This is a genomic window from Ardenticatenales bacterium, assembly GCA_020634515.1.
Taxonomy (GTDB): Bacteria; Chloroflexota; Anaerolineae; order Promineifilales; family Promineifilaceae; genus JAGVTM01.
Map to the genome: position 1 here is coordinate 344,992 of JACKBL010000004.1, position 20,662 is coordinate 365,653.

Sequence of the window (20,662 nt, forward strand, 5' to 3'; positions counted from 1 at the left end):
CTGCACTCCCCTTACTGGTAGCGCCAGGTTTGTCCGGCGGTCCAGAGAATCAGGTATCCGTTGGCACTGTCGAAAGCTATGCGCTGGAAGGCGGAGGCGGGTGGTGATGTGGGCAAGATGACGAGACTCCAGCCGCTGCCTGGTTGGTAATGCCAGGTGTCCGCCAGGGTATCATCGCCGTCGTCGGCGAGGCCGCCGAAGAGGACGGCGTTACCTGTGATGGCGTCGTAGCTGAGGGCGGTTGCCTGGCGTGGGCCAGGACTAAGGCCGCCTGTGGGTGTCCAGGTGTTGGTGTTGAGGTCAAAAAGCCAGGTGTCGGCGAGGGTTTGGCCGCTGTTGTCACGCCCGCCGTAGAGGAGAAGTTGGCTGGTGTTGGGGAGGAAGGCGAGGGTGGTGTGGGTGCGTGGGGGGGGGAGAGTGATGCCGGCATTGACCAAAGACCACGTCACCCCATCATACCGCCACAAATCCTGATAAACCGCCTCCCCATCGGCTCCGCCAAAGAGATAAACATCTCCCGTTTCCCCGCTCACCATCACATGCCCGCTGCGCGCGGGCGGCGACGTTGCCGGGAACTGCCGCGTCCAATTGGCGCCATCATACATCCACGTTTCCCCATTGGCGGCGTCATCCTGGTCGCTGCCACCAAAGAGAAGCACCTGGCCGCTGGTGGCATCGTAGACCATATCCGCGCCATAGCGTGCCGCGGGCGACACGGTTGTCGTCACCTGGGTCCAATCGACACCATCAAACTCCCACGTTTCATTGCTGTAGGGCCAGGCGTAGGCATTGCCCCCGTAGAGGACGAGGACGCCGCGCCCCGCATCATAGGCCAGTGCATATTCCCCGCCGGCCTGTGGGGTATGCGTCGTTATTAGTTCTTGCCAGGTGCGTTGCGGCAGCGGCGTGGGCGTAGGCATCGGTGTATTTGTTGGGGTAGACGTATGGGTTGGCGTGGGCGTGTTTGTGGCTGTGGCGGTGGCCGTGGGCGATGGCGTGGAACTGGGTGTGTTGGTTGGTGTCGGCGTGGGTGTATTGGTTGGTGTTGGCGTGGGCGTGTTGGTTGCTGTTGGCGTGGGCGTGTTGGTTGCTGTTGGCGTGGGCGTGTTGGTGGTTGTTTCGGTGGGGGGGGGCGTTGCTGTTATTGTGGGCGGCGGCGTGGCGGTGCTGGTGGGAAGAGGTGTGGCCGTTGGTGTTTCGGTGGGGAGTGGGGTGAGTGTGGGGGTGTTGCCTGGCGGTGGTGTGGGGGTGGGTGTCGGGGTGGGAGGAAGGGTTTCGCTTTCGTCGGGGCCGGGGGCGGTGCTACCGCTGTCAATGGCAAAACGGTCTGTACTCAGCCAGATTTTGTCGATTAGCGTACCATCTTCGCGCATCCAGACATTGAGCGTGTGTAGGCCGGGTGTGTCTATTTGCACGGCGAGGCGGCGGAAGTTGAGGCGTCGTTGCCAGGTGAAGTCGCTGCTGGTGAAGCCGGTTACGCCCAGGCCACTGGCGTTGGTGAAGGGGAGGCCGTCAAGTCCGAGGTGAACGGAGTCGTTTTCCTCGCTGGGGTCGAAGCCGGCACGCCCGCGCATGTAAATGTAGAAGGTGCCGGTGGTTTCAAACTCGATGTTGAAATTGAGGGAGGGGCCGATGGTTTCCAGGGCGGTGTTTGCGCCCCAGTTGGGTTGGGAGAGCATGGCGGCGTCTCCCGTGTAGTTGGTGTAGGCGGTGGAGGGTTCCCACACGTTGCCGGCAGCGAGGCCCGCGCCGGGGAGGATGGCGGTGGCGTGTTCTGCTTCCATGACCACGTCGCCGCCCTGTTCCAGGAAGGTGGGGCCGGGGGGGGGTGTCGGGGGCGGTGGTGGTGGCTCGGTGAGGAAGGGGCTTTCGTCTGGGCCGAGGTCGGTGCTACCGTTGTCGATGATGTTGGGGACAAGGCTGAGCCAGATTTTGTCTACGAGAACGCCGTCGTCACGCATCCAGATGTCGAAGGTGTGGATGCCCGGAGAGGGGACTTCGATGAGGGCGAGTTGACCGCCGTTGGCGCGGTTGAGCCAGTTGAAGTTGTCGGCGGCGAAGGGGGAGAGGCCGTCGCCGCTGTCGGTGGTGGTGGGGGTGCCGTTGAGGCCGACATGGATGGCGTCGTTGCGCCAGCGCCAGGGGAGGTCTGCCTGGCCGCGAATGGTGACGTAGTATGTGCCGGCATTTTGGAAGTACACGTCATATAACAAGGCTGGCCCGTTCGTGGTCAACCCCGTATCTACATTGCTGTTGGGGAGTGCTTGTAACGCTGCCGCCCCGCTATAGCCGACGAAAGCCGTCGTTGAAAACCAGTTGTGATCCGCGGCGGCTCCGCTGCCTGGCTCCGTTCCGGTGAAATGTTCGGCTTCGATCACGACGCTGCCGTATTCTTCCAGAAAGAAACCGGAAGCGGGTGCATCGGGTCCTTCGGGCGTGGCGTCCACGGCAAAGGCTCCGCCACGGATTCCCTGGATGATGCCTGCCAGTAGCAAGACCACCAGGGCGAAAACGAGTAGGTTAGCGGTGAAGCGAAACAAGCGCGCGGGCAACGATCCGTTCATGGGAGCAATCCTTTCGCCTGGCAGATCGGCCTCGCTGTTGTGTCTGGGAGCGGTGAGCAAGTGGTTCAATGTCGGCGGCATGTGCCCGCGACAAAGAAGTGCCCGTTCCGATAAACGGATTGTGGCGGAGTGGAGAACCTTGTTCACGCAGACAGGTGGCCCGCCAAAAGAGGCCGGGGCAAGACGATAAGATATGAAGAAGCACGGTGACTATACAGGTCATCTGCCCAGATTGGACCCATTTGCTCTGGTTAAATCCTGTTAATGTCTACAAAATTGGTCCAATCTCTCGGAGACGTGAATAGTTACGAAGCACGTTCTTCTGTGCGACGGGCGCAAAGGTGTCCTACTACCAGATGATATTCGGTTTTCTTTCCTGTTAGGAACGAGCTTCCCCCATTTTGGGGTAATTATAGAAAAAGCTCCTCCCTTTCATCGGTCACGAAACGCCAAAAAGCGTTGAAAAAACGCTTAAGTTGAAGAATTTTACAGATAAGGCGTACGATCTGCAAATCGGTTTATTCCCGACTGTGGCGCAATTCTTGCTTCTTTTCCGCGTGCTATTTACCAGAACGTGTGTGTAGGTTTGGGTGTTGACAGATGCCGGCATTCTTCCTACAATACCCTGCGAATCCCCCCCAGGGGGGTAGGTTAACACAGGTGACGACATATGAACGACGAAACACGTAAAACCATCAGCCGCCGCCTGGCCATTACGTCCGGCCACCTCAAAGGCGTCGAACGCATGGTGGCGGAAGAAGCCTACTGCATTGACATCATTCGCCAGATTCAGGCGGTCCAGGCCGCCTTGAGCAAAGTCAGCACCCTGCTGCTGGAAAACCACCTGCGCACATGCGTCACCACCGCAATCCAAGGAGACGACCCCGATGAGCGGGAGCGCATGTTGGCCGAAGTGACCAGCGTCTTCAGCGTCACGCAAGGCAAATGACGCCGCGCCGGAGACACTCGTGCCGTCCAAAACGAGAGGATATGCCCCATGACTCATAAGACTTTTCTTGTCCCCGCCATCCACTGCGGCCACTGCACCCACACCATCGAACTGGAATTGGGCGATCTGGAAGGCGTCCAGAGCGTGAAAGCGGACCAGCAAAGCCGCCAGGTCACCGTTTCCTGGCAGGAACCGGCTACCTGGGAGAAGATCGAGGCGCTGCTGCGCGAGATCAACTATCCGCCCGCCGACCTGATTCAGGTGAACATCGCCTGAGATCGCGCCTCCTTCTTCTTGTCTGATCCTTATCGGACCAGGTGTGGGAACTTGCGCGCCACTGTTGCGGAAGCAGCCGGAATGCTGCCTCGCGGCAGTGGCGCGTTTGCATGAGTCCTGGTTAAACAGTTCCGCGCGACGCCTCAACTGGTGCTGGCATTCACATCCTTGTTGGGTAAAATGGCAGGCACTGCTTTGCCTAAAATTGCGCGGATCAACCGTCTCTGTCACGCATAATTGCTGCCGGCATTCTCCCCCCCTCCGCGCAAAATGTGTACCCATCGATATCCATTTAATTTTGCCGCGATTCTGGCGCATTGGCGCTTAATCACGGCCTACGAAACTTGAGGAAGTGATTGCATGGCACAAAAAACAACTCCACGCCGCGTGGTTTCACAGCCGGAAGCCGACAGCGGCAATCGTCGTGTATACATCATTGGGGGTATTGTCGGTTTGGGCATCATTGGTCTGCTGGCCCTGCTGATTTTCTCCTTGCAGGACCCGAAGGCGTTGGAAGGCGTCGTGAATTTGGGCGTGCAGGAACGTGGGCACGACGACAACGCCACTTACGCGGACACGGGACTCCCGCCGGCGGGCGGCATCCACGCCAACAACTGGCTCAACTGCGGGATTTATGATGCCCCGGTGGCCTCCAAAAACGCGGTTCACTCGCTAGAACATGGCGCGGTCTGGTTGACGTATCAGCCAGATTTGCCGGCAGATGAAGTGGATGAATTGAAACAGTACGCGCGCGGACAAAACTTCGTGATTATGAGTCCTTTCCCCGGACAAACATCCCCCATCGCCCTCACGGCCTGGGGATTGCAATTGCAAGTGGAAAAACCCAAAGACAAACGCATTCAGCAGTTCATGGACCGCTATATCCAGGGACCGCAAACGCCGGAACTGGGCGCAAGCTGCGGTGGCCCCAGCGCCGTGGGGAATCCCACCGGGTAGAAGAATCGTGGATAGTTCCCGTTTATTGTTGCCAATTGGTTGTGGGGTGCCCCCCCCTATTCGGGCGCATACGGTAGAAGGGCGATGCCCCTGATTTTGAGCGAACCATTATGAGAACTCCCGCACCTTCCGCAACCCGCGCCAACCAGCTATCCGCCTGGGGAGTGCATCTTTTTACGGCCAGCGGTATCGTCTGGGGCGTTTTGGCGCTGCTGGCGATCATACAGGGGCGGTGGATTCCCGCCTTGATTTGGATGGGAGCGGCCACGATGGTGGACGCTTCTGATGGTACGCTGGCCCGCCGCTTTCGCGTCAAGGAGGTGTTGCCGGGATTTGATGGGGCGCTGCTGGACAATATGGTGGACTACTTCACGTATGTGATTGTGCCGGCACTTTTTCTCTACCAGGGCCAACTCTTCCCTCCGCGCCTGGCCCTGCTCGGCGTCATCATCATCACCCTGGCCTCCGCCTACCAATTCGCCCAGGCCGACGCCAAAACCGACGACAACTACTTCAAAGGATTCCCCTCCTACTGGAACGTCGTCGCCTTTTACCTCTTTGTCATGGCGCTGCCCGCGTGGCTCAATTTCCTCCTCGTCGTCCTCCTCGGCGCGCTCGTATTCGTGCCCATCAAATACATCTACCATTCCCGCACGGCCGCCTTTCGCCGCCTCACGATGTTCCTCACGCTCCTCTGGGGCGGCGCGGTCGTGGCCCTGCTGCTCTCCTACCCCCAGCACCCCACATGGCTTGTATGGGCCTCCTTCCTTTACGTCGTCTACTATGCCGCCACCAGCCTGTACCTCATGCACCGCGCCCGCGCCTACCTAATTAAGGAAGGCCACTGACCCTCAACGCCTGCTTCCCTCCTATTCTGTAGGGCAGTTTACACACCCCGCAACAACTGCTATACTGCTGACACAGTACGCCTATCCTATAGTGCGGTTATCCGTTTGCGTTGGTGAAGAAGAGATCGTTTCCGCAAACCGGATATGTGTGCGACCTTGTGCCGCACACTTACTCGTGACGTGTTATTTAGCCCTCAAGCCACCCGATACAGGGTAGAGCCTGTTGCTCATTGCCGTTAAGCGCAGGCCCGTTTATTTCCTTCAGCCCACGTTTGGTGATAATGGGCGTTTACGCCCTACATTGTGATGCCGTGGCTCCCTTTTGCCGTTTCACAAAGGATGGCGATCGTGGTTTTGTTACGTATCTCTCTCTTTGGTAAATTCCGTGTTTGCCGCGATGAAAGACCCGTGCCAGGGATAGATGCCGGCAAAGTCCAACAACTCTTCTCCTATCTCCTGCTGCACCGTGACCGACCCCACGCCCGCGAGAAACTCGCCTCCCTCTTTTGGGACAGTACCACCACCGCCCAATCCAAAAAACACCTGCGCCAGACGCTCTGGCAGTTGCAATCCTCCCTGGATGAGGCCCACAGCGCCCAGGTCATTCATGTCGAACCAGAATGGGTACAGGTCAACACCACCGACGACTTCTGGTTGGATGTCGCCTTGTTTGAGCAAACCTTCCTCCTGGCGCAAGGGACGGCGGGACGCGAACTCAGCGCCGACGACGCCCAAAAGTTGCGGCAGGCGACCCAACTCTACCAGGGCAACCTCCTCGAAGGGTGGTATCACGACTGGTGTCTCTATGAACGCGAGCGTTTCTTGCATATGTACCTGGGCATGTTGGACAAACTCATGGGGTACAGCGAGGCCCGCCGGGCTTACGAAGACGGCATCCGCTATGGGCAGATGATCTTGCGTTATGACCTCGCCCGCGAGCGCACGCACCGCCGCCTCATACGTCTTTTTTATCAGGCCGGCAACCGCACGGAGGCGCTACGCCAGTTTGACCGCTGCGAAGCGGCGCTGTCACGCGAGTTGGGCGTGCGCCCCGCCCGCGGTACGCTGGTCCTGAATGAGCAAATCCGCGCCGATACGCTGGCCGCCGACGACCCGATACTCATGGTGCTGGCGGACGATGAAGATGGGTTGAATGCCGGCATAAACCCGGAGCCAACAGGTCTACCAGAAGCCATTTCCCGCCTGCGACAAATGCGCGCCACGCTCACACTTTTGCAACAGCAAGTCGATTCCTGTCTGGAAGCATGCCGGCAGGCCCTGCACGAATAATTCCCCATAGACGCTCTCCAGACGCCGGAGAGACGCCCCCCAGACTCCCCCACTGTACACTGCCTCCAGTGTACTCAAACAGCGCGCGCGCGCATTGTGCGGCACGCACCATCCGGGCGCGCACCACCGGTGCACGCACCACCGGTGCACGCACCACCGGTGCACGCACCACCGGTGCGCGTCGTCGCGCCCTTCCCTGGCAGACCGTTCCTTGATACCACATGCCAACCAGGTTCGCCTGGTAGCCCGGAGTATTTATGGACCCGTATGAGCCGCATACTCACACCTTCGTCATTCGACTCTGGCTGGAGGAGAGTGCCCAGGAACAAAGCGAAACGGTCTGGCGCGGCCATATCACCCATTTGCTCACCCAAAAACGCCGCTACTTACAAACACCCGACGAAATCATCTTCTTTATTTTGCCTTATCTCGTGGAAATGGGTGTCAAACTGCAAATGAAATGGCGCATAAAATGGTGGCTGGCCCGCTGGCGGCAACGCCATCGACCCGACAAGAGCCTGTCGGCGGTGCGCCGCACCTGAGATAGAACTCCTTTATGGCATGAGTAATTACACCATCCTTCACGACGCCACCCTGGAACTCCGCCGCCGCATTCATGCGGCACTCTCCGCTGCTGCCGACGCCGATCTTAACCTCTCCACCCCCGAATCCGACATCACGCTCTCCCCCCCCAGCACCAATATGCCCGGTAGCCCCCTGCTCTCCCTCTATCTCTACCATGTCGAAGTCAGCAACGACCTGCGTAATCAGCCACGCCTGGCGGCGGGGGATACAGGGCTGCGGTTTCCGCCGGAGGCGCTGCACGTCCATTATCTGATCACGCCGTTGGATGACGACGAGCGGCTGAACCAGCTCATGTTGGGGCGCGTCATCCAGTTTTTCCATGACGAGCCATTTTTGGACAGCCTCAATGGCGCGCCGCTGGACGACAGCTTTGGCGGAAACAGTAACCAGCTTCGCCTCAGCCTGGAAAAACTGAGCCTGGAGCAACTTTCGCAGGTGTGGAGCGCCCTGGACGTGGGGTATCGCGTCTCCCTCTCCTACCTGCTCCGCGTCGTCACTATTGACACCGCGCAAGCGGTCAGCGCCGCCCACCGCGTCATCGACGCCCATATGGCCGTCGGACTGAAGGAGTAGGGGCATGAATTTGCGGGTGATGGACGCCGTATTGTCTTCCCAGGCGCTGATTGTGGGGCGCATCACGGACGCGCTCACCGGGGACGCCTTGCTAACGTCGCCCACGCTCACCCTCGCCTATCAAGGGCCGGCGGACGAACCCCTTCGCCTTTACCCACTGACACCACGCCTCTTTCCCGGCGGGCTGTTTGTCTTCTCCGCATCTCCGCGCGCCGCGTTCCCGCGCCTCGCGCCCGGTGACACGCTCGACTTGCGCCTCATCGCCAATGCCCCCGGCTACGAAACCCAGGAAATCCCATTCAGCCTCACGAGCGCGGACCTGGCCTTGCAAAAGGTGATGCGCACCATCGGCGACCGACAAGTGCTGGTGGACATCCTCAACGCACCTGTCAGTACGCAGGATATTGCGCTGCTGCCGCAGCCCGTCCACCTCGGCGGGTGCGTCGTGGAAGCGGACGATCCGCACAACCCCATCCCTAATGTGCGCGTGCGCGTCATCACCCCGGAAAATCGCGGCCCTGCCATTACCGATGCCGATGGCTTCTACATGCTGAAGGACATGCCCCTGGCCCAGGAAATTTCCGTGCGTGCGCGGCGTGTGGGGTACGAGACGATCACGCAAACCATTCGCCTGGATTATCGCCAGCCCGTGAACCAATTGAACTTCGCCCTGAACAGCGAGTAACCAAATGATCGTCTGATTGGTTCATTCTGGGAGAATGCCCCATTTTCAGGGTTTAGACGTCCACCCGTGTCCATTTCGGAAAGCGTGGACGAGTCGAAAACTCGTCCTACAACGGTTTTTGCGAAGGAGATTGCACATGCCAGAGTATCTAGCCCCCGGAGTTTATATTGAAGAGGTGCCTTCTGGTAATAAGCCCATCGAAGGCGTCAGTACCAGCACGGCTGGGATGGTGGGGGTCACGCAGCGCGGCCCTGTCAACCAGCCGACGCTGACAACCAGTTACGCGGATTTTGTGCGCAAATTCGGCGGTTATCTCGACCATCGCGTGTTTACCAACAACCGTGATGCCCTGCCGTACGCGGCGGAAGGGTTCTTCATCAATGGTGGGCAGCGGTTGTATGTGACGCGCGTGGTGGGGACCAATGCCCGGTACGCCCAGGCCGAGCTATATGGCTCGCCGCGCAGCAATCCGGCCAGCACGACCCTGACGCAGTTGGCGGCGGCGGGCGCGGATACGCTGCTGTTGGATAGCGGCAACAACATTGCGCAGGATGATGTCCTGTTGATCAAGGATGGCACGCGCTCGGAGTATGTGACGGCGCAGAGCGATCCGGTGGCGGCGGGCGTGCGCATTCATGGGCGGTTGCAGGCGGCGCACAACAATGGGGACAATGTGACGCCGCAGACGCCGACGGATGACCAGGTGTTTGTCGCCAATGGTGATTTTGCGGCGGCGGCGATGACGATTGCCCTGGTGGATGTGTTGGACCTGGCGGCGGCGGAGGTTTTACGGATTGCGGATACGGGGAATAGTGCGTTGACGGAGTATGTGACGGTGGACAGTGTCAATGCCGGCACAAACACCGCCACCCTCACCCTTCCCCTGCAAAACGCCCATCCCGCGGCCACCACCACCGTCACCCGCGTCACCCTGGTCGCCGGCGCGCCCAAGACCCTGACCGCCGATGTGGCCATAGGCGCGTTCATGCTCCCCTTGAACGACACCGTCGGATTGGCCGCGGATGCCATTTTGCAGCTTGGCGGCGAGTTCCAGGTCGTGCGCAACGTCGTCTCCTCCCTCTCCATCGTCACGTCCGAAACCGCCTCCGCCCACGCCGCCGGCGTAGACGTGATCAAGCAAGTGCCCCTGCTGCGCGCCTACGCGCACTACCAGGGACAGTGGGGCAACCACCTGCGCCTCTCCATCCGTCATAGCAGTGTGCTGGACACCACGGTGAGCGCCAACGTGGCCCAAAATGCCAACCCCATCAAGCTGGCGGCGACCTTTGGCCTGGGCACGGGCAGCGTGCTGGACATCCAGCGCGCCGGTTCGCCTATCGCCCGCGAGCGCGTGATTAGCGTGAGCACGGCCACGAACGAGGTGGATGTGGAAGGGGGGGCGGATGCCAACTTGCTGGCGAACGATACCGCCGCTTCACTGGAGTTCGACATTATCGTGGAGCGGTTGGATGGCCAGGGGAAGGTGGTGGAGAGCGAGGCTTTCCTCAACCTGGGCCTGGACCCGGCGCATAATCGGTATGCGCCGAAGATTGTGGGTGTGTTTAATGCCGGCACAAACAAACCAGAAGAAGCCGGCGAATCGGAACTGCTCCGCCTGGAAGACCTGGTAAGCAGCGCCCCCGCCGGCGACCAGCCCGCGCTGCGCCTCCTGCTGCCCTACGATGGCGTCAACCGCACGCTCAGCGGCGGCGACGATGACCTGGCGACGATTGATAAGACGATCTACATTGGCGCGGACGCCGATGACCCGGACGAGCGCACGGGCATTTTTGCCATGAAGAGCATTGACGACATCAGCCTTGTGGCCGTTCCCGGCCAAACGGACCAGGATGTGCAAAACAAGCTGGTGGAGCATTGCACGGAGATGCGCTATCGCTTCGCGGTGCTGGATTCGGCGCCCAATGCAAAGATGAAGCAGGTGCAGACGCAGCGGCAGTTGTACGACACGACGTTTGCGGCGCTGTATTATCCGTGGGTGGTGATCAGTGACCCGTTTGGGCGGAATGGGGATGTGTTGAACCTGCCGCCGAGTGGGTGTGTTGCCGGCATCTACGCCCGCAGCGACGTGCAACGAGGTGTCCATAAAGCGCCCGCCAACGAAGTCATCATGGGCGTGCGCGACCTGCAAGTTCGCCTTACCAAAGGGGAGCAGGACATCCTCAACCCCAAGCACGTCAACTGCCTGCGTGACTTCCGCGACATGAATCGCGGCCTGCGCGTCTGGGGCGCGCGCACCCTCAGCAGCGATCCCGAATGGAAATACGTCAACGTGCGTCGCCTCTTCCTCTTCGTGGAAAAATCCATTGAACGGGGCACGCAGTTCGCCGTCTTCGAACCCAACGCCGAACCCCTCTGGGGAACCATCAAGCGCAGCCTCACCAACTTCCTCACCACCGTCTGGCGCAGCGGCGCGCTGGAAGGCACAAAAGCGGAAGAAGCATTCTTCGTCAAGGTGGACCGCACCACCATGACTCAGGACGACATCGACAATGGCCGCCTGATCATTCTCGTGGGCATCGCCCCCGTCAAACCCGCCGAATTCGTCATCTTCCGCATCAGCCAAAAAACCCGCGAGGCGACTGGCTAAGGCAAAAAGCAAAAGACAAAAGGCAGAAGGCAGAAATCAGAAGGTGCAAAAACAGGTGCTACCAACCACCAACTGTCAACTGTCCACTACCCACTGTCCACTACCCACTGTTCACTATTCCCGAAGGAGCGTGTAAATGGCTACCGGTCGCATTGATCCCTATGCACAATACAACTTTCTCGTGGAAATTGATGGCGTCACCCGCGCCGGCTTCACCGAAATAGGCGGGCTGACGACGGAGCAAGACGCCATTGACTACCGCGAAGGCAATGAAACGGCCACGGTGCGCAAACTGCCCGGCCTGCGCAAATACAGCAACATTACCCTGAAGCGGGGCTTCACCCAGGACAAGGAACTGTGGCAGTGGCGCAAGACGACCATTGATGGCGTCACGGAGCGACGTTCTGGCTCCATTGTGCTGCTGGACGAGGCACGCAACGAGGTGCTGCGCTGGAACTTCCGCGAGGGCTGGATCATCAAGTGGGAAGGCCCCGCGCTGAAGGCCACCGCCAACGAAACGGCGATTGAAGCGCTGGAAATCGTCCACGAAGGGCTGGAGTTGGTGTAGGGGCGAGAGGCGAGTGGCGAGTGGCGAGTGGCGAGTGGCGAGAGGCGAGTGGCGAGTGGCGAGTGGCGAGTGGCGAGTGGCGAGTGGCGAGTGGCGAGTGGCGAGTGGCGAGTGGCGAGTGGCGAGTGGCGAGTGGCGAGTGGCGAGTGGCGAGTGGCGAGGCGAGTGGCGAGAGGCGAGTGGCGAGTGGCGAGTGGCGAGTGGCGAGTGGCGAGTGGCGAGTGGCGAGTGGCGAGTGGCGAGTGGCGAGTGGCGTGGCGAGGGCGGCGGCGTGGCGAGTGGCGAGTGGCGAGTGCGCGAGTGGCGGAGGCGAGTGGCGAGGCGAGTGGCGAGTGGCGAGTGGCGAGTGGCGAGTTCACTCGCAGACCCGCAAACTCGCAGACCCGCAGACCCGCAGACCCGCAGACTCGCAGACCCGCAGACCCGCAAAAACTCGCAGACTCGCAAACTCGCAACCCGCAAACTCGCAAACTCGCAAACTCGCAAACTCGCAAACTCGCAAACTCGCAAACTCGCAAACTCGCAAACTCGCAAACCTCGCAAACTCGCAAACTCGCAAACTCGCAAACTCGCAAACTCGCAAACTCGCAAACTCGCAAACTCGCAAACTCGCAAACTCGCAAACTCGCAAACTCGCAAACTCGCAAACTCGCAAACTCGCAAACTCGCAGACTCGCAAACAAACTCGCAAACTCGCAAACTCGCAAACTCGCAAACTCGCAAACTCGCAAACTCGCAAACTCGCAAACTCGCAAACTCGCAAACTCGCAAACTCGCAAACTCGCAAACTCGCAAACTCGCAAACTCGCAAACTCGCAAACTCGCAAACTCGCAAACTCGCAAACTCGCAAACTCGCAAACTCGCAAACTCGCAAACTCGCAAACTCGCAGACTCGCAAACTCGCAAACTCGCAGACTCGCAAACTCGCATACCCGCAAACTCGCAAACTCGCAAACTCGCAGACTCGCAAACTCGCAAACTCGCAAACTCGCAAACTCGCAAACTCCCAAGGATAGTGTATGTACACGACACCGGGTGTGTACTTTCAGCAGGTAGATAGAGGGCGTCCGGCGATTGGCCCGTTGCGAACGGATATTGCCGGCATTCTCGGCTACACCGAACGCGGTCCTCTCCTGGTTCCCGTCAAAATCACCAGTTGGCGGCAGTTCACTGCCATCTTTGGTGACCCCCTTCCCTTCGCCTTCCTGCCGGACACCCTGCGCGGCTTCTTCGACAACGGCGGAGCCGCCTGCTACGTCGTGCGCATCGCCAGCCCGGATGCCGCCGCGCCCTACAGCCCCGCGCGCGCCGCAACCATCACCCTCGCCGGCGCGGATGGCAAACCCGCGCTGCGCCTGTGGGCCAGCCACGGCAAACTCACCGACCCCATCACTGAAAGCCCGCGCGTGGCTGCCGACGGCGCGCCCGCCCGCTACGACAGCCCCGGCGCATGGGGCAACCGGCTGTCCGTCTCCTGGCAAACCGACGGCATTGGCAGCACGCGCACCGATCCCGCCGCCGTACAACCTTTGGATGGCTGGAGCAGCTTCGTGCGCAGCCTCGTCGGCTTCGACGTGGGCGCGGTGGTCCAACTCAGCCAGAACGGCCACGCCGCTTGCCGGCAGGTGACAGCCCGCGACCCGCTGCTGCGCCAGCTCATTTGGAACGCGCCCCTCGTCGGCTTCGATCTCAGCCCCGGCGCGGCGGACATTCTGCTACAAAGCGTAGAATTCACCCTGCTTGTTCACCTCGACGGCCAGATTGTGGAGCAGCACGCCAATCTTGGCTTGAGCGCGCCGCACCCGCGCTACCTGCCGGACGTGGTGCGCGCCGATTCCCACTTCCTTGACGCGGACCTGCTGCTGGACGCGAAGGCCGGCGACCTGCTCAACCCGGACCGCTGGCCTGTGGAAGGGGAGCAAATGCCGCTGCGTGGGGGCAGTGATGGGCTGGCGGGCGTGAACAAGGCGCATTTTCTTACCGGGCTGGCGGCGCTGGCGGATGTGGATGAGGTGAGCCTGTTGGCCGCGCCCGATCTGGTGCTGCCGCCGCGGGAGCCACCGCTAAATGTCCGTGCCCAATCCCCCGCGCTTTCCTGCGAGGTCATTGCCCCGCCGCCCGCCGGTCGCCTGCGCGGCCTGGTGACGGAGGAGGATGATACGCCGATAGCGGGTGTGCAGGTGGTGGTGGTGGGTGAGGCGTTGATGCCGGCATTCACCAACACAAACGGCGAATTTCAACTCCTAAAACTACCCGTAGGCCGCGTCTCCCTCCTGCTCACCCGCGCCGGCTACCACGATCTCGAAGTCACCGCGCAAGCCACCACCATTCTGCCCCAGGAACCCGCCCGCTTCTTCCTCACGCCCATCACCCTGCCCCCCGCCTTCAGCGCCGACGACGTGTACGACGTGCAATCGGCCATGATCCGGCAAGGGCAGGCGGGTCTCTACCGCGTTGCCGTCCTCGATCCGCCCGCGTCCGCGTTGGGCCTGGAAGAAATTCAGACCTGGCGCACCCGCTTCGATACCGCCTTCGCCGCCCTCTATTACCCCTGGCTCACGGTCAGCGAGCCGGGCGGAAACGGCAGCGTGCGGGATGTGCCGCCGTCGGGGCACGTACTCGGCCTGATTGCCCGCACCGATCTGTCGCAAGGGGTGCATCGCGCCCCGGCCAACGACGTGCTGCACAACGTCAAGGCGCTCACCCACGAGGTCAACGACGCCGTACAGGGCATTCTCAATCCGCTGGGCATCAACTGCATTCGCGCGCTGCCCGGCCGTGGTCTGCGCGTCTATGGCGCGCGCACCCTCAGCAGTGATCCGGCGTGGCGGTATCTGAATGTGCGCCGTCTGCTGTTGATGATAGAGGAGGCGATTGAGGCGTATCACCAGTGGGCGGTGTTTGAGCCGAATAACCAGGTGCTGCGCCAATCATTGACGTACAGCCTGAACGGTTTCTTGAATTTATTGTGGCGGCGGGGCGCGCTTGCCGGCAAAACGCCAGACGCAGCCTACCAGGTAAAGTGCGACGCCGACAACAACCCGCCCGACATCGTGGACGCCGGACAAGTCCTCGCGGAGATCGCCGTCGCCCCCACCGTCCCGTTTGAGTTCATCATTTTCCGCCTGGGCCGCACCGTGGAAGCCATAGAGGTAACGGAGTGACCCGGTTCGCCGCATACAAAAGTCTCGCAGACTTTTATGTTCTTAACGAGGAGCATCTATATGTCCCTGCCTCGGTTGGACCCGCTGCCGGCATTTAACTTCCTCATCACCCTCCTCGACACCAGCAGCACCTTCAGCACCATCGCCAGCGTCGCCGGCCTCGTCCTCGGTGGCTTCTCCGAATGCACCGGCCTCGAATCCACCCTGGAAACCGTGGACTACCTCGAAGGCGGCGTCAACGACCGCGTCCATCGCTTCCCCGGTCGCTTCAGCTACAGCAACATCACCCTCACCCGCGGCGTCGGCTTCAGCGAAAACCTCTGGCTCTGGCATCAAGACTTCGTCGAAGGCAAAGGCAAACGGCGCGACGGCCTCATCATTTTGCAAAACGACCTGCAAATTCCCATCAAAATCTGGGCCTTCTCCCGCGGCATTCCCGTCAAATGGACCGGCCCTCGCTTCAACGCCAAAGCCAGCGAGATCAGCATCGAGAGCCTGGAAATTGCCCACGAAAAACTGGAACTCATCGTCTCGCCCGGCGCACTGGTAGACAGCGCCATCAACGCGATCTTCTAAAACCTTCCCGGAAGCTCGGTTTCAGGCCAAGAACATTTCACATCAAAACAGCTTCCGGGAAGGTCGTATCAAAGAAATGGACGTTCGCATTAACGAAGTAACCAGCAACATCCGCGCCACCGACGCCCGCGCCATGCTCACCCCGGAGGTGCTTTCCCAGATTGTGGAAGCCGTGCTGCGCCGGTTGGAGGCCGAAAACAAGCTGCAAAAAGAGCGCGACCACGACACCCGCATTGGCCCCTCCACCACGGAAACGGATTAAGGCCGTCATGAGCAAAATGACCTTCCAAAAACTGGACCTCAATAAATCCCCTCAGGGCGATCCCGTTGAAGTGCAGTTTAACCCCACCCAATACAGCCTCACCAAAGGCTCCCAGTTCGCCGAGATCAGCATTCCCGGCCTGGACAGCCCCATCATCCAATTCGTGCGCGGCGACAGCGAGAAAATTTCGCTCGAACTCTTCTTCGACACCACGGAAGACGGCACGGGCGCGACCGCCACGCCCGTCACCACCCTCACCGACCCGTTTTACCGCTTCATCAAAATTGACAAAGACCTGCACGCCCCCGCCATCTATCGCCTCACCTGGGGTAGCGAATTTCCCAACACTGCCTCCGGGTGGGACACCAGCGCCAGCCATGTGTTTGACTGCGTCATTGACAACGTGCAGCGACAGTTCACGCTCTTCAACAGCGATGGCGTGCCCCTGCGGGCCACCGTCACCCTCTCGCTGCGCCAGTACAAGACGTTGGAGGAACAGCTACAAGAACTCAACCTGCAATCCGCCGACCACACCCGCGTTCACGTCGTGCGCGAGGGCGAAACCCTGCCCCAGATCGCCTACGACGCCTACGAAAACCCCGCTCGCTGGCGGCTCATTGCCGACCACAACCACATTCTCAATCCGCGTCGGCTCACCCCCGGCATGGCGCTGGAACTGCCGCCGACGGGCTAGAGGGTTAGAAACCGGGTTTTTTGGAAAAACCCGGTTTCTCAAGTCTCACCATGACAACACCTATCTACGAAGACCAGAACTTCTACGCACCCCATTTTGAGATCAAGCTGCGCGGGCAGAACTTGAGCCGCGCCGTGGTGCGGGATGTGCTGGACGTGAGCTACCGCGAGAGCCTGGATAAGCTGGATTCGTTTGAGATCACCCTGAACGACTGGGACCCCGTGAACTTGCGCCCGAGGTACAGCAGCCCCTTTGACGAAAACAGCAACCTGCTCACGCTGGAGGACGGCTCGCCCGTCCCCAACTTCGAGCCGGGGGCCAAAGTGGAGCTGCGTATGGGGTATTACGGCGCGGAAGAACCCCGTCTGATGATGACGGGGCAGGTGGTGTCTCTCTCCCCCAGTTTTCCCACCAGCGGCACGCCCACGCTGAAGGTGCGCGCCCTCAGCCTGCTGTATACCCTGCAAACGGCGGCGGACGTGCGTGTTTTCGAGAACAAGACGGACAGCGAGATCGCCACGGACATTGCCAATGAACTGAACATCACGCCACGGATTCCGCCGGGCCAGTCCAGCGAGGAGACGCGCTACGCGCATTTGCTCATGAAGAATGAGCCGCCCATCCTCTTTCTCATGCGGCGAGCGCGGCGCTTAGGTTACGACATTTACGTCACGATTCCCGAAGATGGGGACGAACCGGAACTGTTTTTTGGCCGCACGCCCACCAGTCAGACGACGTATGAACTCACCTGGGGGCGTTCGTTGATTCAATTTACGCCGACGCTGAAGGTGCGCGGGCAGGTGGGCAAGGTGGTGGTGCGCGGTTGGAATCCGACGGCTTCTGGGAATGACCGCGCAATCACGGGCGAGGCGACCTGGAGCGACCTGGGGCCGGATATGCCGGATCAGCAGTTGCTCTCCAGCATTGATTCTTCGCTGGCGGAGACGTATGAAACGGATATTGATCACCCGATTTCCTCACGGGAGGAGGCGAACCAGGAGGCGCGTGGGGTTTTGGAGAATTTGATTAAGAGCCTGGTGACGGGCAGTGGTTCGACGGTGGGGTTGCCGGATTTACGTGCCGGCAAAACCATCGTCATCACCGGTCTAGGATTGCGGTACAGCGGTCGCTACGTCATCACCGAAACCACGCACAAAATCGGCGGCAGCGGCTACACCACCGACTTCTCCGCCCGCATGGAGGTGCTGCCATGAGCCAGCGCATGCGCGGCGTCGTCATCGGCCTCGTCACCGATGTGGATGATCCAGAGGAATTGGGCCGCATCAAGGTCAGCTTCCCCTGGATGTCCGACAGCAACGAAAGTGACTGGGCGCGCGTGGCCGTCCCCCTCGCCGGTCCCCAACTGGGCGCATTTTTCCAACCCGAAATCGGCGACGAAGCGCTCGTCGCCTTTGAACTGGACGACATCCGCCGTCCCTACATCCTCGGCTACCTCTGGAGCGGTGAAAACAAGCCGCCGGAAACGGACCCCCACATCCGCATGTTGCAAACTGTCTCCGGTCACAAACTCGTCTTTGACGACACCGGCGGTTCGGAACAGATCACGGTCGAAGACGCCAGCGGCAACAAGATCACGATGAACGCCGATGGCATCACCATCGAATCCGCCGGCGACATCACCATCAAAGGCACAAACGTGACGATTGAGGCCTCGGCCAAACTGGCGGCCAAAGGCAACCCGATTCACTTGAACCCATAACGGAAACCGGGTTTTTCCTAAAAACCCGGTTTCTCCGGTAAAGCTTCCGGGAAGGTAGCAGGTAGTAAATGGAAACGATTTTTCCCACCGAAACAGGCTTCCAGGGCTTTTTCATGATTGGCTTTCGCAAGAACGGCGGCGCGACGCAGCGCACGGGGACCGTTATTTTGAAGCGGACCTACGACATTGATGGCGGCGGGGTTCTCACGCCGGCGGCTGATTTTTTGCCTGTGTTTATGCAGGATGTGCCGGCAAATACCCTCACCAACAGCGACTTTGAACTGGATGCCGACTTCCAGCCCACCAACAACGCCAATCCCCCTGGCGGCTGGACGGCTACGAACGTCACCGCCGCCCGCGCCGCTGCCCAGGGACAGAGCGGCAGCCGTGCGCTCTCTCTCACGGGGAGCAATACCGCGGGCCAGGTGGCGCAGACCATCACTTTTCCTGAACCAGTGGGCGGGCGGGCGTTTCGATTGAGCTTTTATGTGAAGACGGACCTGGGTGCAATGCCGGCACGTATCGAAAACGCCCGCCTGGAAGCAGAAGGGCAAAGCCTCTGCGTCATCAACCGCGACCTCAGCGACAGCCTGGTGCGCCGCCACACCACCGGAACCTGGTCCGCCGACCTCACCGCCACGGAAATGGACGTCATCCTCCCCATCGCCTTCGACCCGGACACCCCCGGCAACACCCGCATCGCCTACTACGACCGCGTCCAGGTGCAGGAAGGCAGCGCCCTCACCGAATGGAACGACAACAGCACCCTGCGCTACGAACACGACCTGGCCCCCGACAAACCCGCCGCCGACCTCATCGTTCTCGGATTTGCCACCGTCACCGGCCTTTGCCGCCTGCTCGTGGATGGAACCGCCCGCCTCTCCCGCAACGTCACCAGCAGCGACCAGAAAGCCCTGTTTGGTTGGGAACCCCGCGTAAACAGCCCGCGCGAGGCGGAAGCGGGCGGATTCACCGACGATCCAAACAATTTGCCGCCCGAATGGCCCATCACCAACCCCGCGCGCGATCCCCTGCCCGCCGCGTTCAACAACCGCTTCTACAACGGCTATCGCCGCGATGCGGGCGCGCCTCCGCCCCACCCGCCTGCCGCCGCCCACATCCAGATTGAGCGGGACGGAACAATGGATTACGACTTTACCCTGCCCGGCGAAACCATCAACGCCACCCTCTACACCCACACCGGCGACCGCCCCGACGCGGCCAACCGCTGGCATCGTCAGCCCATTCCCATGACGTTGGACACCCTGGTAATCGAACCGGACGACGACCGCTGCACCTGCGTCTGGCGCGGCCTCTGGGACTACGACGCCCACCCCCCCGACGCCTACCGCCGCCTCCTCGTCACCGCCAACTAAGTAACCAGATGGGTTCATTCTTGGAGGATGAACCCATCTGGGAGACGCTCACCAACCACCAACCGGCAACATTTCTCATGTCCAAACCCATCGCCCCCGCCACCGGAATCGCCTTTGCCTTTCCTGACATATGCAAAACGCCCACGCCGGGCGGTCCCGTGCCCATTCCCTACCCGAATATCGCCCAACTCGACCAGGCGCAGAACGTGGCCGACCAGCTTCTCATCGGTCCTTCCAGCTACAAGGCACTGCTGGTTGATTCCGAAGTACCCACCAGTTCCGGGGACGAGGCTGGCTCCGTCGGCGGCGTGAAGAGCAACGGCATCATGGGATCGTGCAAAATCACCCAGGGCAGCGGCAGCGTGGTGTATGGCTCTGGCAAGAAAGGAATCGCCCGTTTTGGCGACACCACGGACCAAAACATCGTCGGCGGAACCGCCAATGCAACGGGCACGGTGCTGAGCGCCTTTCCCACCGTCCTCGTTGGCGACTAAGGATTAAGTTCTCCCAGATTGGTTCATTCTCCAAGAATGAACCAATCTGAACGAAAGGCAAAGGAAACTGAAATGGCCGACTTCCTGGGCACAGGCTGGAAATTTCCTATTCGCGTCAATGGGCGCGGCTGGCTCTCCTACGTCAGCGGCGCGGACAGCGTGGCGGAGGCGATCTGGATCATTCTCAGTACGCCACCAAACAGTCGCATCATGGAGCCGCGTTTTGGCTGCGGCATCCATAATTATGTTTTTGCTCCAAATAACGCGAACACGATTGCCGGCATTGCCCAAGAAGTCCGCCGCGCATTACTACGATGGGAACCACGCATCGACGTACTCGACGTGCGCGTCGAAAACCCCGCCGAATCGCCCAACACCCTCTTCATCCACGTGGACTATCGCATTCGCGCCAACAACGCCTTGCATAACCTGGTTTATCCGTTCTACATCAACGAATAGTTTAGATTGGTTC

20 protein-coding genes are annotated in these 20,662 nt (G+C 60.5%); 19 read left to right on the top strand and 1 reads right to left on the bottom strand.

Annotation, left to right across the window (positions count from 1 at the left end):
• Nucleotides 1–11: 11 nt before the first annotated feature.
• Complete coding sequence (locus tag H6650_13065; GenBank protein MCB8952932.1) at nt 12–2,564, bottom strand: hypothetical protein; 2,553 nt, start codon at nt 2,562–2,564, stop codon at nt 12–14.
• 670 nt (nt 2,565–3,234) lie between these two features.
• On the opposite strand from H6650_13065, the gene H6650_13070 reads away from it, so the two are divergent.
• From H6650_13070 to H6650_13160, 19 genes are all read left to right on the top strand, one after another.
• A complete protein-coding gene (locus H6650_13070) occupies nt 3,235–3,513 on the top strand; it encodes a metal-sensitive transcriptional regulator (GenBank protein ID MCB8952933.1) in 279 nt (92 codons plus the stop codon).
• A gap of 48 nt (nt 3,514–3,561) precedes the next feature.
• Nucleotides 3,562–3,789, top strand: coding sequence for a heavy-metal-associated domain-containing protein (locus H6650_13075; GenBank protein MCB8952934.1), 228 nt, complete (start codon nt 3,562–3,564; stop codon nt 3,787–3,789).
• Nucleotides 3,790–4,149: 360 nt separating this feature from the next.
• Nucleotides 4,150–4,746, top strand: coding sequence for a DUF3105 domain-containing protein (locus H6650_13080; protein MCB8952935.1), 597 nt, complete (start codon nt 4,150–4,152; stop codon nt 4,744–4,746).
• Nucleotides 4,747–4,856: 110 nt separating this feature from the next.
• On the top strand, nt 4,857–5,594 hold the full coding sequence (locus H6650_13085) for a hypothetical protein (protein MCB8952936.1): 738 nt from the start codon (nt 4,857–4,859) through the stop codon (nt 5,592–5,594).
• Between the two features lie 408 nt (nt 5,595–6,002).
• Nucleotides 6,003–6,884 (top strand): hypothetical protein, encoded by an 882-nt coding sequence (locus tag H6650_13090; protein MCB8952937.1) that lies wholly within the window; start codon nt 6,003–6,005, stop codon nt 6,882–6,884.
• A 257-nt stretch (nt 6,885–7,141) separates the two neighbouring features.
• On the top strand, nt 7,142–7,426 hold the full coding sequence (locus tag H6650_13095) for a hypothetical protein (protein ID MCB8952938.1): 285 nt from the start codon (nt 7,142–7,144) through the stop codon (nt 7,424–7,426).
• Between the two features lie 19 nt (nt 7,427–7,445).
• Nucleotides 7,446–8,042, top strand: a complete 597-nt coding sequence (locus H6650_13100) for a DUF4255 domain-containing protein (GenBank protein MCB8952939.1) — start codon at nt 7,446–7,448, stop codon at nt 8,040–8,042.
• A gap of 4 nt (nt 8,043–8,046) precedes the next feature.
• On the top strand, nt 8,047–8,727 hold the full coding sequence (locus H6650_13105; protein ID MCB8952940.1) for a carboxypeptidase regulatory-like domain-containing protein: 681 nt from the start codon (nt 8,047–8,049) through the stop codon (nt 8,725–8,727).
• Between the two features lie 136 nt (nt 8,728–8,863).
• On the top strand, nt 8,864–11,335 hold the full coding sequence (locus H6650_13110) for a phage tail sheath subtilisin-like domain-containing protein (protein MCB8952941.1): 2,472 nt from the start codon (nt 8,864–8,866) through the stop codon (nt 11,333–11,335).
• 136 nt (nt 11,336–11,471) lie between these two features.
• A complete protein-coding gene (locus tag H6650_13115) occupies nt 11,472–11,903 on the top strand; it encodes a phage tail protein (GenBank protein MCB8952942.1) in 432 nt (143 codons plus the stop codon).
• A gap of 1,020 nt (nt 11,904–12,923) precedes the next feature.
• Nucleotides 12,924–15,068: a phage tail sheath subtilisin-like domain-containing protein gene (locus H6650_13120; protein ID MCB8952943.1), complete on the top strand. Its 2,145-nt coding sequence runs from the start codon at nt 12,924–12,926 to the stop codon at nt 15,066–15,068.
• Nucleotides 15,069–15,134: 66 nt separating this feature from the next.
• On the top strand, nt 15,135–15,644 hold the full coding sequence (locus tag H6650_13125) for a phage tail protein (GenBank protein MCB8952944.1): 510 nt from the start codon (nt 15,135–15,137) through the stop codon (nt 15,642–15,644).
• 76 nt (nt 15,645–15,720) lie between these two features.
• Nucleotides 15,721–15,906 carry a hypothetical protein gene (locus H6650_13130; GenBank protein MCB8952945.1) on the top strand — a complete coding sequence of 62 codons (186 nt, stop codon included), beginning with the start codon at nt 15,721–15,723 and terminating at the stop codon, nt 15,904–15,906.
• 7 nt (nt 15,907–15,913) lie between these two features.
• Nucleotides 15,914–16,600, top strand: coding sequence for a LysM peptidoglycan-binding domain-containing protein (locus H6650_13135; GenBank protein ID MCB8952946.1), 687 nt, complete (start codon nt 15,914–15,916; stop codon nt 16,598–16,600).
• Nucleotides 16,601–16,650: 50 nt separating this feature from the next.
• Entirely contained in the window at nt 16,651–17,814 is a 1,164-nt protein-coding gene (locus H6650_13140) for a phage late control D family protein (GenBank protein ID MCB8952947.1), read from the top strand.
• On the top strand, nt 17,811–18,320 hold the full coding sequence (locus H6650_13145) for a phage tail protein (GenBank protein MCB8952948.1): 510 nt from the start codon (nt 17,811–17,813) through the stop codon (nt 18,318–18,320). The genes H6650_13140 and H6650_13145 overlap by 4 nt, the downstream gene beginning before the upstream one ends.
• 68 nt (nt 18,321–18,388) lie before the next feature.
• Nucleotides 18,389–19,696, top strand: coding sequence for a DUF2169 domain-containing protein (locus H6650_13150; protein ID MCB8952949.1), 1,308 nt, complete (start codon nt 18,389–18,391; stop codon nt 19,694–19,696).
• A gap of 77 nt (nt 19,697–19,773) precedes the next feature.
• Nucleotides 19,774–20,190, top strand: a complete 417-nt coding sequence (locus H6650_13155; protein ID MCB8952950.1) for a DUF4150 domain-containing protein — start codon at nt 19,774–19,776, stop codon at nt 20,188–20,190.
• A gap of 72 nt (nt 20,191–20,262) precedes the next feature.
• Complete coding sequence (locus H6650_13160; protein MCB8952951.1) at nt 20,263–20,649, top strand: GPW/gp25 family protein; 387 nt, start codon at nt 20,263–20,265, stop codon at nt 20,647–20,649.
• Nucleotides 20,650–20,662: the final 13 nt, after the last annotated feature.

Bases quoted from the DNA above. Each gene is read 5' to 3' on its own strand.
- H6650_13105 (MCB8952940.1), top strand. From the start codon at position 8,047: ATGAATTTGCGGGTGATGGACGCCGTATTGTCTTCCCAGGCGCTGATT.
- H6650_13065 (MCB8952932.1), bottom strand. From the start codon at position 2,564: ATGAACGGATCGTTGCCCGCGCGCTTGTTTCGCTTCACCGCTAACCTA.
- H6650_13145 (MCB8952948.1), top strand. From the start codon at position 17,811: ATGAGCCAGCGCATGCGCGGCGTCGTCATCGGCCTCGTCACCGATGTG.
- H6650_13085 (MCB8952936.1), top strand. From the start codon at position 4,857: ATGAGAACTCCCGCACCTTCCGCAACCCGCGCCAACCAGCTATCCGCC.
- H6650_13110 (MCB8952941.1), top strand. From the start codon at position 8,864: ATGCCAGAGTATCTAGCCCCCGGAGTTTATATTGAAGAGGTGCCTTCT.
- H6650_13080 (MCB8952935.1), top strand. From the start codon at position 4,150: ATGGCACAAAAAACAACTCCACGCCGCGTGGTTTCACAGCCGGAAGCC.
- H6650_13075 (MCB8952934.1), top strand. From the start codon at position 3,562: ATGACTCATAAGACTTTTCTTGTCCCCGCCATCCACTGCGGCCACTGC.
- H6650_13120 (MCB8952943.1), top strand. From the start codon at position 12,924: ATGTACACGACACCGGGTGTGTACTTTCAGCAGGTAGATAGAGGGCGT.
- H6650_13150 (MCB8952949.1), top strand. From the start codon at position 18,389: ATGGAAACGATTTTTCCCACCGAAACAGGCTTCCAGGGCTTTTTCATG.
- H6650_13070 (MCB8952933.1), top strand. From the start codon at position 3,235: ATGAACGACGAAACACGTAAAACCATCAGCCGCCGCCTGGCCATTACG.
- H6650_13155 (MCB8952950.1), top strand. From the start codon at position 19,774: ATGTCCAAACCCATCGCCCCCGCCACCGGAATCGCCTTTGCCTTTCCT.
- H6650_13100 (MCB8952939.1), top strand. From the start codon at position 7,446: ATGAGTAATTACACCATCCTTCACGACGCCACCCTGGAACTCCGCCGC.
- H6650_13095 (MCB8952938.1), top strand. From the start codon at position 7,142: ATGGACCCGTATGAGCCGCATACTCACACCTTCGTCATTCGACTCTGG.
- H6650_13140 (MCB8952947.1), top strand. From the start codon at position 16,651: ATGACAACACCTATCTACGAAGACCAGAACTTCTACGCACCCCATTTT.
- H6650_13115 (MCB8952942.1), top strand. From the start codon at position 11,472: ATGGCTACCGGTCGCATTGATCCCTATGCACAATACAACTTTCTCGTG.
- H6650_13130 (MCB8952945.1), top strand. From the start codon at position 15,721: ATGGACGTTCGCATTAACGAAGTAACCAGCAACATCCGCGCCACCGAC.
- H6650_13160 (MCB8952951.1), top strand. From the start codon at position 20,263: ATGGCCGACTTCCTGGGCACAGGCTGGAAATTTCCTATTCGCGTCAAT.
- H6650_13135 (MCB8952946.1), top strand. From the start codon at position 15,914: ATGAGCAAAATGACCTTCCAAAAACTGGACCTCAATAAATCCCCTCAG.